This window comes from Cyclobacterium salsum (assembly GCF_010119245.1).
Lineage (GTDB): Bacteria > Bacteroidota > Bacteroidia > Cytophagales > Cyclobacteriaceae > Cyclobacterium > Cyclobacterium salsum.
This window is the reverse complement of record NZ_WNKG01000001.1, coordinates 248,409-261,862: the sequence shown is the minus strand read 5'-3', so window position 1 is coordinate 261,862 and position 13,454 is coordinate 248,409. Positions and strand designations below refer to the sequence as shown.

Below are 13,454 nucleotides of genomic sequence, written 5' to 3'. Positions count from 1 at the left end.
CCTTTAAGCTTTATGAAAGCCTGGCTCCTACATAGAATTTCAAATCTGGATGAAGTGACACATCCTCTGGAACTGGCAGAAATGCCGGTACCTGAACCGAAAGATTTTGAAATAAGGATTAAAATTAGTTGTTGTGGGATTTGCCACACGGAATTGGATGAAATTGAAGGCCGGACACCCCCTGAAAAATACCCCATTGTGCCAGGTCATCAGGTTGTAGGTTTGGTAGACAAATGTGGCAAAGGCTCTAAAAATTTTAAAAATGGAGATAGAGTAGGAGTAGCCTGGATATTTTCTGCCTGTGGGCAATGTGAATTTTGTTTGGTAGGCCTGGAAAATCTATGCCCTGATTTCATGGGTACAGGAAGGGATAAAAACGGGGGATATGCCCAATTTATGGTGGTTGACGAGCGATTTGCTTATCGTATTCCATCCAGGTTTTCCGATGTTGAAGCTGCTCCATTATTGTGTGCCGGTGCCATCGGTTACCGGTCCCTTAACCTGACGGGCATTGCTGATGGACAAACGCTTGGGCTTACAGGATTTGGAGCATCAGGTCATCTGGTTCTGAAAATGGCCCGCCACCAGTACCCAAATTCCCCTTTATTTGTTTTTGCCAGGAGTAAAGAGGAGCAAGCGTTTGCTATGGATCTGGGAGCCAGTTGGGCGGGAAAAGTTACGGATACAGCTCCTAAAAAGCTCAATGCCATCATTGATACTACCCCGGTTTGGACCACTTCAATTGAGTCCTTGCTGCAGCTAAAGCCTGGGGGCAGGCTGGTGATCAATGCCATCCGTAAAGAGTCAGATGACCAGGAAGCCCTTATGCATATATCTTATCGGGACCATCTGTGGATGGAAAAAGAAATAAAAACAGTAGCCAACATCACAAGATCAGATGTAGAAGAATTTCTTAGTCTGGCAGCTTCCATTCCCATTATCCCCACAGTGGAAACTTATCCCTTCAGTAAAGCCAATGAGGCCATATTGGATTTAAAACAGAAACATGTGAAAGGAGCTAAGGTGCTGTTGTGCCGGTAAATAAATAACGATTTTTCGGTTGTTTCACCCGAAACAGCGCAATTATTTCCATTGAATGCCATCGGAAGTCATGCCAGACTGTGAAAAATGGAAGTTGATTTTTTACATTTGTCAACCGACATTCGTTCGGATTTAACGTATTTTGCAATATCCAATAACCTACTCCATGCAAAAAATCAATGTGTCACTTATCCTTGTCGAGTTATGGCTTTCGGCAGCTATCCTGATGAGCTGTCAACAGAGCAGCTACGCTAGTTTATTTGATGCCGGTATCGCCTCTCATGAGAAGGCTGCCGAAACCTACGTAGGCCAACCCCACCTCTATAACCATACAATGCCAAAAAATCCATGCCTCCCATAGCCTCCCAAATTCTTCACTGTACAGTTGCTACAGCCATCACGGAGATCGCACATGTGCAAACCTTATGGAGTGGTTATGGCTCCATTAAACGCTACACACTGGAAGGAGGGAAGTATCCATCGGTTATTGTTAAGCATATACTACTGCCTGAATTTGGTAAACACCCCCATACCGATTTATCCCACCAACGCAAAATCAGATCCTATGCCGTGGAAAGCTACTGGTACCAGCATTATGCCCCATTAACAGGACCTGACTGTAAAGTGCCTCAATTACTGCATGCAACAACCGAGGAAAGCATGCGACTCTTGATTATGGAAGACCTGAATGCCTTGGGTTTTCCCAGACGTTTGACACCCGATACGGTTTCCTTGGCAGCAGCCAAAAACTGCCTGACCTGGCTGGCCCGTTTTCATGCCAAATTTATGCAGGTACCGCCCATTGGCCTCTGGGAAATGGGTACCTATTGGCACCTGGAAACCCGCCCCGATGAGTGGATGAAAATGAATCATATACCCCTGAAGCAGGCTGCTTCGCTGATCGATCAAAGGCTCAATGAAGCTACCTTTCAAACCCTTGTACATGGCGACGCCAAGTTGGCAAATTTCTGTTTCGGCCCGGAAGACCAAGTGGCAGCAGTGGATTTTCAATACGTTGGAAAAGGCTGTGGCATAAAAGATGTTGCCTATTTTATCAGCAGTTGTTTTACCGCAGAAGCCTGCGAAATACATGAGGATGAATTGCTGAACCACTATTTTAATTCACTTGAAATGGCACTTGATAAGTCTAATGATTTTCAATTGGTTAAAAATGAATGGATGGAGCTTTACAAATTCGCCTGGGCCGATTTGTACCGCTTTCTGGATGGCTGGAGTGCCGGCCATTGGAAGATGCATGGCTATAGTGAGCGCCTTACACGGTCCGTATTAGAAGAATTAAATTACGTTTAAATGCTGAATAAAAGTACCCTTTCCACACTTTGCCAAAACGCCATCAAAGCAAGTATTGAAGCCGGGCAACTGATTCAATCGCAAGTTGATCAACCCCATGACCTACAGGACAAGCAGGGGGGTTATTCGTTGGCTTCGCAGGTAGTGACCGAGGTGGATTATCAGGCGCAGGAACTCATTCTGAAACATTTACGGCCCGGTATTGTCCAATATGATCTGGGCTTGCTGACGGAAGAAGCGGCCGATGATCAATCCCGCTTGCATAAAGACTACTTCTGGTGCATTGACCCCTTGGACGGTACCTTGCCCTTTACGGAGCAGCGGCCGGGGTATGCCGTTTCCATTGCCCTTGTTTCCCAATCCGGAGATCCTGTAATCGGCCTAGTCTATATACCTGATGAGGATGAATGTTACAGCGCTATAAAGGGAGAAGGGGTGGTCCTGAATGGCCAGCCATTTAAATTAGGAAATTCAAGCGATGATAAGGTCTTCCATATCTATATGGACAGCAGCATGCAGTCGGCCGACTATTTTAAAGCATTTACCGACCGGATGAAGCAATGGGCAAAAGCCGAAAATTACCGGGATGTGGTATACCACGTAGGTTTTGGTGCGGTCCGGAATGCCTTGGGTGTCTTGTCCCATGCCAATGCCTGCTACGTAAAATTCCCCCGACCGCAAACGGGAGGTGGCAGCATCTGGGATTTTGCCGCCTCCCGCCTGATTTTTGAAGAATTGGGCGTACCGGTATCCAATAGTAAGGGCGAAAAACTAGCCCTCAATACGCCGGAAACTACCTTTATGCATCGGCAAGGGGTGGTGTATGCGACAACGGAGAGTATTAGTGAGATGGTTTTGCGGTTAGAGTTTTAAATCGTATCAGGTTGTATGGGAAAAGAAAAGCACGGGATATTGGATGGGTATCATGTTTGTTTTAAGTCTTTTTGATTGAATGCTTTCGCTTTAATTAAAAAGAAGTATATTTACTTTTCGCTTTAAGCGAACTTTTTCTCAACTTTGGTGTTTTTATGAGAGTACATGTAATTAAATGGAAGTCCATTGAAGAATTTGTCTCGGAACACGCCCGATCCAAAGTTTCTTTTGAGAAATTCAAAGAAAGTATCAATAGAGCAGATTGGGAAACCATAAACGATGTTCAGAATACCTTTGGAGCAGCAGATTTGATTGGTAATGACCGAATCGTTTTCAATATTGGAGGAAACAGCTATCGGTTAATTTGCGGGTTTTGGTTTGGACCGAAAATGGTTCATTTATATGTCAAATGGATTGGTACACACGCTGCATATTCAAAATTATGTAGGCACAATTTGCAGTACATCGTAGATGATTTTAGTTAAATGATAATAGAATGAAAGCTTATACTATCATAAGGTCTGAAGAACAATACTGGATGTATTGTAGCGACCTTGAAAAGTTAACCAACGAATACAGGGAAAACCCTTCTGATGAACTCCATGACCTTATCGAGACCATTACACTCTTAATTGAAAAGTATGATGAAGCGCATGCTACTTTGAAGGAACTTGATCCCATTCAACTGTTAAAATCCTTAATGGAGGATAATCATATGAAGCAGCGTGACCTTGCCCAATTGCTAGCGGTTTCTAAGGGGCATGTTTCGGATATCTTGAATTATAAGAAAGGGCTGTCAAAAAACGTAATTCGCCTACTCTCCGATAGATTTAAGGTTCGACAGGATGCTTTTAATCGTGCCTATGAATTATTTCAGGTTTCCAATAAACAAAACGGGAATGCCGAACCGAAACAAGTGTTTACCCAAAAGTAGTGTTAAGCTGAACCCGGAGATCATAAAGTCATCATCTATTTGCATTGAATAAGTGATTATCCACGAACTGTGTCACGTGGTCAGGCCAGATCTTAGCAAATGAAGCAACAACCTTAAGTTAGACCGACCATGACATTTCACGAATTGATCCGAAGGCAACACTGGCTAAGCATTGAAACAGAACTAAATCGGCTTTATCCAGATCAAGAAGTGCAGGTCGATGCATATAGAGAGGTGTTCAACCAGCTAATGGAAATGAAACCTGATCCTTCCAGCGATATTGTCATCCGGCTGACTGAAATCAGGGAAGAAGATGAAAATTATGTGGATGTAGATGGGTACCACGCTGATGGAAGAGTGGATCCATTATCTGGAAACAATGGCTTGGCCCTTGAATTTACTCCCTGGGACATTTGGCTTGGCATGAAGGTGGATGAGCGTGCATTTAAGGAGTTTACGGAATTGGAAATCATTGCCCATTGCCTGTATGAAATGACATTTTTCTCTTTTGACCAGGAGGAAATAGCAGAGCAACTTGAAGACCTGAACAAGACTATGGAGGAATTTAAGAATATGACCCCTGAGGAGAAAAGAAGAAACACCAAATCAAGAGATGACTTTTTGAGTGGGTTAGGCGAGGGGGAAGATGAGGGAATTCGCCTCACTCAATTAAAGAAGTTACTCAAATCGCTTTCTCAACCAATAACGAAAAATTAAGAATTGAAATTTTGACACTGCTTACCGGTGTCGGTTGGCCAACGGCTTCTGTGATTCTGCATTTTTATCATCCGGACCATTATCCAATTATTGACTTTAGAGCTTTGTATTCCTTAAGCTGCGAGCATATCAAACCTCAGGACTACAATTTTGATTTCTGGCATTCTTATACCGTTTACACGAAAAAATTAGCTAATGAAACGAAGGTATCCATGCGGATCCTTGATAAAGCTTTGTGGCAGTATTCAAACGAGGCCATCAAATGATGAGTAGATACCCAATCATATATACCCTTAATAATGGTCTGTGTTATGGTTATATTTAATAGATTCGAAATATGAAAAACACGATTTTAATCGGCTTAACCCTCTTTCTTTTGCGGGGCCTTGTTATTGCCCAAACCGGACTTTCTCTCCCGCCAGATCTGGAAGGGAGAATTCCCTGGGATCTAAAGACCCTGTCAACCGCTCCCGATTTTGAATGGGTTAATCAGACCGATGCTGTCTGGTCGCTGATCTATACCGGTGAAGCCTATGAAGGTAAAGCAACGGAAGTATTTGCTTACTACGCCAGCCCGGCTACATTGGGGAAACAAGACCAGGAGGACGGAGCATTTCCCGGCATCGTGCTGGTTCACGGTGGGGGAGGGACGGCCTTTCGAATATGGGCGCAGGAATGGGCGGAAAGGGGATATGCCGCCATTGCCATGGACCTGAGCGGAAATCAGCCGTTACCCACTGATCAACAGGATAACCCCTGGGGCTCAAAAGGCAGCCGTTTGGATGCTGGTGGCCCTCGGCAGGACGACGTGCACAAGTTTTTCCGGTTGAATGAGGATTTTACAGCGCAATGGCAATTTCATTCGGTATCCAATATTATCCGGGCACACTCCCTGATCCGTTCCTTTCCGGAGGTAGACCCTGATCGGACCGCCATCACAGGGATCAGTTGGGGCGGGTACCTGACCAACCTGGTGGCCGGAGTGGACCACCGGTTTGCTGCGGCCGTGCCGGTGTATGGAGCAGGGTTTCTCCATGAAGGAAGTGCCTGGGACAATCAATTCGATTCCCTGGGAACCGCAGGAACCCAAAAGTGGGTAAATTTATGGGATCCTTCCAGGTATGTGGCCCATGCAAGGGTACCCATGCTGTTTATCAACGGCACCAATGATTTTGCGTATTTCGTTGAAAACTGGCAAAAAACAGCTCATCTGGCCAGGAATGGTGAGTATGCCATGATACCGGAACTGAAACACAGTCATTTGCATGGAGCAGAACCCGGAGAAATTTACCGTTTTATCAGTACTATGTTAGAAGATAAAAACGATTTTAATAGTTCAATAAAGTTAAAAGAAAAAGGGGGGAAGGCAAGGTATTCGATTAGCCAGGCCTCGGGAGAAATTTCCCTTGTATACACCACGGATGCGACACGTAGTCCCGATAGGAAGTGGAAACGGATACCGCTGGATAAAGCCAAAGGTACGTTCGCGGTTCCCTCAGAGGCCAGGCTTTGGTACATCTACTGGGTGGATGAGTCGGGGAATCGGCGGAGTAGTGAGTTGAAGGGTTGGGAGTAGGATTTAGTATGTACAGCGTAGAGATTTTGTCAGCATTGTTGCAAAAAAAGGCAACAATGCCGCCAAAATCGGGTCATATATATTTTTTTAATCCATGGGCTGTGGCGATAGAATTGTAATTTAAATAAATCAAATAGTTGGCCAGCTTTGAGCTATAAAGTCAAAATGAGTCGATTTATTTTTTGTTATCCGGACGAAATAGCAAATCGATTTAATTCACACAATTCGCAGCGTTTATGAATTGGAACCTATTTCGTGGTCGTACAGAAGTTGCTAAAGCAACTCAATTCCTTTGATAGGCGCTTTATTTCCTTTAAATGTTCCGGTGCCATGCCGTGCCTCGTTTCCACTTTCGTTTCAAGCCTCGTTTTCAAGCTGTAATAAACTACCGGGAAAATCATTACTTATCCTGGGTAATCCGAATTCTGGTTAATTTTTCGCCTCCTTCATGACTTTTAGCTTCTCATTTTTGGTAAATGTGCTCATTTTTTCATCGAAGTTACGTCAGATTTGAAACTATAACCAGATCCCAATAGTTAACACGACTGCACATAAGGGCAATATGATTCCTTTGCCCATCAATCAATAAACATATTTCTTATTAAAAACAACTACTAATTTTATGAGTAAAAACCTAAACAAATTGACGAAGGTCTTTTGTATGATGGTCCTTTTTTCACTTCCTTTTTTCGCCAATGCCCAGACAACCGTTTCAGGGGTAGTTTCAGACGAAACAGGGTTTGGAATACCAGGGGTTACGATACTATTAAAAGGGACATCAGAAGGGACCGTTACAGATTTTGATGGAAAGTATAAAATTGAGATAGACGAATCCGACGCCATTCTTGTTTTTAGTTCAATTGGATTTGATTCGCAGGAAATAGATGTGGGGACCAAAAATCAAATTGACGTAGTATTAAAGGAGGATGTTACCGGACTAACCGAAATTGTGGTAACGGCTTTGGGAGTAGAAAGAGAGGAAAAAGCACTTGGATATTCCGTTCAACGATTAGATGGTGAGGATTTAGCTACTGTAAAAGCAATCAATCCAATAAATGGACTTTCCGGAAAGCTATCTGGCGTATACATAACGGGAAGCGGAAACGGACCTACTGCTTCTGCGAACATTACTATACGGGGAGCAGCTTCTCTATTAGGCAATAACCAGCCGTTGTTTGTAGTGAATGGGATGCCGATTACAAATGATCTTTACAGCTTCGATGATGGGATAAATGGCTCCACGACCATTGATTTTGGCAATGCGTCACAAATTGTAAATTCCGACGACATCGCTTCCATTAATGTTCTGAAGGGCCCTGCCGCTTCCGCGCTCTATGGAAGTAGGGCAGCAAATGGGGTAATCCTTATTGAGACAAAAACCGGGCAGGGGTCCGATACGCCAATGGGTGTTGAAATTAACTCAAGCACTACGTTTGAAAACATCCTAAGATTACCTGATTTTCAAAATGAATATGGGTTTGGTGCGGACGGTAAATATAGCTACGTCGATGGTTCGAACTACATTGGTCCCAATGAATCGTATGAAGCATACGGTGAAAATTGGGGCCCAAGAATGAACGGACAGCTTATTAAGCAGTTTAATTCAAATGGTGAACCCGTTCCCTTTACACCGGCACCCAATAATATTCGCAACTTTTTTAGAACAGGAATCACCTCCATTAATAATATTGCGCTAAATAACTCAGATGAAAACGGCGATTCACGGTTTTCATATACCAACCTGGGAAACAAAGGCATTGCGCCCAATACAAACTTGAATAGAAATACACTTCAAGCGAGCATTGGCAGGAGATTACTGGACGATCGCTTAAAAATAAGGGTGAACTCCATGTATGTAGCATCAAATTCTGATAATGTGCCCAATGCTGGCTATGATGAATCATCTTCCATCATGTACGGTTGGTTATGGTATCCGCGGCAGGTGGAGATCAATGATCTGAAAAATTACTGGGAAGTTCCAGGCGTACAACAGCGCTATGTGGAGGATCTTTGGGTAAATAACCCTTGGTTAGTTGCGAAGGAAAATACCAATTCATTTAAAAGCAATCGCTTCATCACCAACCTGAGAGCAAACTACGATTTTTCAAAAAACTTTTCAGCACGGTTCCGATATGGAGCGGATGTATTGGATGAAGAAAGACAATATCGTAGGGCACCGTCAACTAAAGGTGTTTTAAGAGGAAGTTACCGGGAAGATGAAGTTTCTTTTAGCGAGACCAACGCTGAGTTATTATTCACCTACAACACGGATCGCGACAATTTATCAAATTTTGACCTGGATGTAAGTGTTGGGGGCAATATTATGAAACAAAATGCAAATTTTCTGGTAGCAAACAATCCTGAACTAGCCGAATTTGGTGACACTGAGAGCATTTACACCTTAGCAAATGCTCGATCAGGTGTTTTAGTAGAATCTCAGAAGACTGAAACTGGTATTAATAGTTTATTTGGAACAACAACCCTGTCCTATTTAAACAGCCTGTTTTTAGAGGCATCTTTCCGAAACGATTGGAATAGCACGCTGGTAAATCCGATGGAAGGTCTTGAGGGCTCTAATTTCAGCTTTGGGTATCCATCTGTAGCTGTCAGTGCTGTCCTTTCCGATTTACTCGACATCTCGCGGCAATTTGCATTTTTGCAGTTAAAAGGATCTTTTGCTGAGGTGGGGAATGGTGCGCCTCCTTACTCTTTTGGAAATACCTTTGCGCCACAACCTGCTTTTGGTTCACAAACCGCATACACCACCAATACTATTTTCTTTGATCCGGATCTTAAGCCAGAGCGTACACAGGCGTGGGAAGCCGGGGTAGATGCCCGATTCTTTGAAGGAAGACTTCGAGTAGACCTGACTTATTACGAAATGTTAAGTTTTGATCAGATAATAGATTTGCCGGTTGCCAAGACCAGTGGTTTTGAATTTTATAGGACTAATGGAGGAGAAATCAGCAATAGAGGATTAGAGTTAACTGTGGCGGGTAGAGTTATTGATAATAAGGATCTTAAATGGGATGTGATGTTGAATGCTGGAAGAAATAGATCCGTCATTGAATCGCTACCCGATATCATAAGTAGTGGACGGTACTCTATTATAGCTGACCTATTCCCAGGCGACGAAGGAGGTTCTGACCTTGAGTTTGTAGCCGAAGAAGGCAAATTGCTGGGGCAGCTATACGGACTTGGCTTTGAACGGGGGCCTGATGGCCGTATCATCCATCAGGACGGTATTCCCATGATGACTGATGAAAAAGTATCTGCGGGATCCTTCCAGCCCGATTGGAGAATTGGTATTAACAATAGTTTTACGTACAGAAACCTCACGTTGAACGTTCTTTTCGATGGACAAATAGGGGGTAAAATTTATTCCCGCTCCCATGCACTTTATGGTACCAGTGGGGCCATTACCAATAATGACGATCCCAACCTACCGTTGTCCACAATGGAAGGACGAAGGGTTCATTCGGTAGCCTACGATAGCGATGGCAATCCGGTCTACACGATGGAAAATGCCGGTGGTGTTGTGGGGCCAGGTTGGAACTGGACTGATGGTAACGCAGACGGAGCATTCGTAAACGAAGACGGTTCCTTTCAAACAGAAGAACTTACTGAAAATGACGTGGTTGTACCTGCGGGTGGAGCGCAATACACGGGATATTTCTACCAGTATTACGGAAACGGTTTCAACAGAGATAATATCGAAGCCGCCACCTATGATGCCACCTATGTAAAATTGAGGGAGCTGAGCATCAGTTATGCGGTTCCAACATCACTAACAAGCCAAATAGGGATTCCGAGAGCGAGTGTTTCCTTTATAGGTAGAAACCTCTTGTTATTTACAAATGTGCCAAGCATTGATCCAGAAACGTTCTCCATTCGAAATGGAATATTCGTGAATGGGTTTGAGAGCACACAGCTGCCATCCACCAGAAGCTATGGTTTTAGCATTAATCTCGACTTTTAAAAAGCTGGCCACCAATTTGAACATAAAAAAATATAACATGAAATTGAAATATATATTAATTGCATTCTCACTACTGACGCTGTCTTTTTCCTGTGAGAAGTTTGAAGAAATGAATGAGAATCCGAACGAACCTGCAGAGGTGTCAACAAACGTGCTTTTGCCATCAGCCATCCGGCAGAGCGTGAACACGCATGTAACCGAATCCTTTCTATTAGGGAACAACATCGCACAGCTGACCGCAAAGACGCTTCGTACGGAAGTTGATGATTATCGATGGAATGCGTTCCCAACCGTTTGGGAAGGTTTTTACAAAAGCCTTACGGATATTGTGGTGATCGAACGAAAAGCTGTCGAAGATGGGAATGAGGTGTTAGAAGGAGCGACAATAGTGTTAAAATCCTGGATATTTTCGAACCTAACAAATTCCTACGGAGATATTCCCTATACCAGTGCCATCAATGGCTTTGATTCTGAATTCACGCCGGAATACGACCTACAAGAGGATATTTACGCCGACCTGCTCGATGAGCTGTCAAGGGCCAATACGCTATTAGCTTCCGGAAACGGGGTGATTGGTTCAGGCGATATCTTGCTTGGGGGAGATGCCAATCATTGGATACGATTTTGTAATTCCCTGCGTCTGCGCTTACTTATGAGTGCGAATAATCAAATGCCAGATGCAGGAACTCAGTTTGCGCAAATTGTAGCCGAGGAGGATATAATTACTTCAAACAATGAAAATGTCATTTTGGATTATTTAACTGGTTTTCCCAATCAATTTCCTACGCTTCCCCTGAAAACCGGGGATTTCGATGCCGTAGCGTTGAGCAGTACCTTGCTAGGAATTATGGATGAGAATAAAGACCCCCGATTAAGCCGTTATGCTCGACCGGATAATGATGACTATAGTAATCCCACCTTTACAGGTGCAGATAATGGAGTAGGGGAATCCTGTGCTACCTCAGGATCTCGGTTAGGACCACAGTTTTTTGATGATCCCAACCAAACCTCAGCTACTGAATTAGGGTTAGAAGATCCCAATGGTATCATTATAACCTATTCCGAGGTAGCGTTTCTTTTGGCAGAAGCAGCGGACAAGGGCTGGATAGACAACGCTGTCGAGCCTCATTATCGGAATGGTATAAAGGCTTCTATGGACTATTACCGGGTTAACTACCAAGCATTCGGTTGGGAAGACTTTGATGATTTTTACAATCAACCCGGTCTTACTTATACCGACAGAAAAGATATCTGGGAGCAAAAATGGCAAGCACTTTACTTTAACGGATTAGAGCCTTATTTCGAACTAAGGAGGTGGTATTTTGAATCCGGGATGAGCTTTGACGGAATCCCATTTATTTACGCAGCCTGTGAAAATAACAATAATAACGAGTTGCCACTTAGGTTTTTGTATCCGGGCGAGGAACAAAGCTTAAATGAAGCGGCCTATCAAAAGGCAATTGAGCGGTTAGATGGTGGTAATAACTTTAATGCTAGTATTTGGCTGGTAGAATAGTCGGATTTGAAAGTTTAAAAAAAGGGAAATCAATTATTGGTTTCCCTTTTTTGATTTTAATAGTGGTATCTGATTTTTGCAAAGCTCATTACACCGAAAAAGGCTGCTTGGCAGATCGGGAAAGGGAGGTGGCAGCATCTGGGATTTTCCCGCCACCCGCCTGATATTTGAAGAATTGGGCGTACCGGTATCCAATAGGAAGGGTGAAAAACTACCCCTCAATACGCCGGAAACGACCTTTATGCATCGGCAGGAGCATGAAAAAAGTGTTATTAGTCGGGTTGACGCTATTCTTTTTGCGAGGCCTTGTTATTGCCCAAACCGGACTTGCTCTCCCGCCAGATCTGGAAGGGCGAATTCCCTGGGATCTAAAGACCGTGTCAACCGCTCCCGATTTTGATTGGATTGATCAGACAGACGCTGTCTGGTCGCTGATCTATACCGGTGAGGAATATGAAGGGAAGGTCACGGAGGTTTTTGCGTACTACGCCAGCCCGGCTACCTTGGGTGAAAAAAATCCGGGAACCGGGGAGTTTCCTGGAATTGTGCTGGCTCACGGTGGGGGAGGGACTGCTTTCCGAATCTGGGCAACGGAATGGGCCGAAAGGGGATATGCCGCCATCGCCATGGACCTAAGTGGAAATCAGCCATTACCCGAAGCCCAACAGGACAACCCCTGGGGCTCAAAAAGTACCCGGCTGGAGGCCCTCTGCAGGACGACGAGCACAAGTTTTTTCGATTGGACGAAGACTTTTCCGCCCAATGGCAGTTCCATGCTGTATCCAATATCACCGGGGCGCACTCCCTGATCCGCAGCTTTGCGGAGGTAAACCCGGACCGAACAGCACTAACCGGGATCAGTTGGGGCGGTTACCTTACCAATCTGGTAGCCGGAGTGGACCATCGATTTGCTGCGGCCGTGCCGGTGTATGGAGCGGGCTTTCTGCATGAAGAGAGTGCCTGGGACGGTCAGTTTGATTCCCTTGGTATAGAAGGAACGCAAGATTGGGTATATTTATGGGATCCTTCCAGTTATGTGGGCCATGCAAGGATACCCATGCTGTTTATCAACGGCACCAATGATTTTGCCTATTTCGTTGAAAACTGGCAAAAAACAGCGAACCTGGCCAGTAATGCGCAGTATTCCATGATACCTGAACTGAAAAACAGTCACTTACACGGGGCAGAACCGGGGGAAATTTACAACTTTATCAGTACCATACTAGAAGATAAAAACGATTTTAATAGTTCAATTAAATTGAAACAAAAGGGGAGTGAGGTCGGGTATTCGATTGCTCCTGCGCCGAAAGAAGTTTACCTGGCATTCACCGCAGGTGACAAACGGAGCCCCGAAAGGGACTGGCAACTGATCCCAATCGATAAAGTCAAAGGTAAAGTCACTATTCCTTCAGATGCCAGGCTGTGGTACATTTACTGGGTGGATGAGTCGGGGAATCGGCGGAGTGGGGAGGTGTTAAGTAATTGAAAATCAATACACAAAGTAAAC

At 44.2% G+C, this 13,454-nt stretch carries 11 protein-coding genes; all 11 read left to right on the top strand.

What is annotated here, in order from left to right; translation table 11 throughout:
* The first annotated feature begins 12 nt into the window (after positions 1-12).
* The 11 genes from GJS45_RS01075 (at position 13) to GJS45_RS01025 (ending at position 13,433) form a co-directional block, all read left to right on the top strand.
* Positions 13-1,041 (top strand): zinc-dependent alcohol dehydrogenase family protein, encoded by a 1,029-nt coding sequence (locus tag GJS45_RS01075; RefSeq protein WP_162339597.1) that lies wholly within the window; start codon positions 13-15, stop codon positions 1,039-1,041.
* Positions 1,042-1,389: 348 nt separating this feature from the next.
* On the top strand, positions 1,390-2,352 hold the full coding sequence (locus GJS45_RS01070) for a phosphotransferase (protein WP_162339596.1): 963 nt from the start codon (positions 1,390-1,392) through the stop codon (positions 2,350-2,352).
* Entirely contained in the window at positions 2,353-3,225 is an 873-nt protein-coding gene (locus GJS45_RS01065) for a 3'(2'),5'-bisphosphate nucleotidase CysQ family protein (protein WP_162339595.1), read from the top strand. It begins immediately after the preceding gene.
* A gap of 155 nt (positions 3,226-3,380) precedes the next feature.
* Positions 3,381-3,710, top strand: a complete 330-nt coding sequence (locus GJS45_RS01060; protein WP_162339594.1) for a type II toxin-antitoxin system HigB family toxin — start codon at positions 3,381-3,383, stop codon at positions 3,708-3,710.
* An 11-nt stretch (positions 3,711-3,721) separates the two neighbouring features.
* Positions 3,722-4,159, top strand: a complete 438-nt coding sequence (locus tag GJS45_RS01055; RefSeq protein WP_162339593.1) for a helix-turn-helix domain-containing protein — start codon at positions 3,722-3,724, stop codon at positions 4,157-4,159.
* A gap of 129 nt (positions 4,160-4,288) precedes the next feature.
* A complete protein-coding gene (locus GJS45_RS01050; RefSeq protein ID WP_162339592.1) occupies positions 4,289-4,876 on the top strand; it encodes a DUF6557 family protein in 588 nt (195 codons plus the stop codon).
* Between the two features lie 337 nt (positions 4,877-5,213).
* Complete coding sequence (locus GJS45_RS01045; protein WP_162339591.1) at positions 5,214-6,452, top strand: alpha/beta hydrolase family protein; 1,239 nt, start codon at positions 5,214-5,216, stop codon at positions 6,450-6,452.
* A gap of 622 nt (positions 6,453-7,074) precedes the next feature.
* A complete protein-coding gene (locus GJS45_RS01040) occupies positions 7,075-10,431 on the top strand; it encodes a SusC/RagA family TonB-linked outer membrane protein (RefSeq protein ID WP_235954528.1) in 3,357 nt (1,118 codons plus the stop codon).
* A 37-nt stretch (positions 10,432-10,468) separates the two neighbouring features.
* A complete protein-coding gene (locus GJS45_RS01035; RefSeq protein ID WP_235954527.1) occupies positions 10,469-11,947 on the top strand; it encodes a SusD/RagB family nutrient-binding outer membrane lipoprotein in 1,479 nt (492 codons plus the stop codon).
* 257 nt (positions 11,948-12,204) lie between these two features.
* Entirely contained in the window at positions 12,205-12,756 is a 552-nt protein-coding gene (locus GJS45_RS01030; RefSeq protein ID WP_162339589.1) for a dienelactone hydrolase family protein, read from the top strand.
* A complete protein-coding gene (locus tag GJS45_RS01025; protein ID WP_162339588.1) occupies positions 12,687-13,433 on the top strand; it encodes an alpha/beta hydrolase family protein in 747 nt (248 codons plus the stop codon). Before GJS45_RS01030 ends, GJS45_RS01025 begins: the two co-directional genes overlap by 70 nt.
* The last annotated feature ends 21 nt before the right edge of the window (positions 13,434-13,454 follow it).

Excerpts from the sequence above, each read along its gene's own strand:
- GJS45_RS01075 (WP_162339597.1), top strand. The coding sequence starts at position 13 with ATGAAAGCCTGGCTCCTACATAGAATTTCAAATCTGGATGAAGTGACA.
- GJS45_RS01070 (WP_162339596.1), top strand. The coding sequence starts at position 1,390 with ATGCCTCCCATAGCCTCCCAAATTCTTCACTGTACAGTTGCTACAGCC.
- GJS45_RS01065 (WP_162339595.1), top strand. The coding sequence starts at position 2,353 with ATGCTGAATAAAAGTACCCTTTCCACACTTTGCCAAAACGCCATCAAA.
- GJS45_RS01060 (WP_162339594.1), top strand. The coding sequence starts at position 3,381 with ATGAGAGTACATGTAATTAAATGGAAGTCCATTGAAGAATTTGTCTCG.
- GJS45_RS01055 (WP_162339593.1), top strand. The coding sequence starts at position 3,722 with ATGAAAGCTTATACTATCATAAGGTCTGAAGAACAATACTGGATGTAT.
- GJS45_RS01050 (WP_162339592.1), top strand. The coding sequence starts at position 4,289 with ATGACATTTCACGAATTGATCCGAAGGCAACACTGGCTAAGCATTGAA.
- GJS45_RS01045 (WP_162339591.1), top strand. The coding sequence starts at position 5,214 with ATGAAAAACACGATTTTAATCGGCTTAACCCTCTTTCTTTTGCGGGGC.
- GJS45_RS01040 (WP_235954528.1), top strand. The coding sequence starts at position 7,075 with ATGAGTAAAAACCTAAACAAATTGACGAAGGTCTTTTGTATGATGGTC.
- GJS45_RS01035 (WP_235954527.1), top strand. The coding sequence starts at position 10,469 with ATGAAATTGAAATATATATTAATTGCATTCTCACTACTGACGCTGTCT.
- GJS45_RS01030 (WP_162339589.1), top strand. The coding sequence starts at position 12,205 with ATGAAAAAAGTGTTATTAGTCGGGTTGACGCTATTCTTTTTGCGAGGC.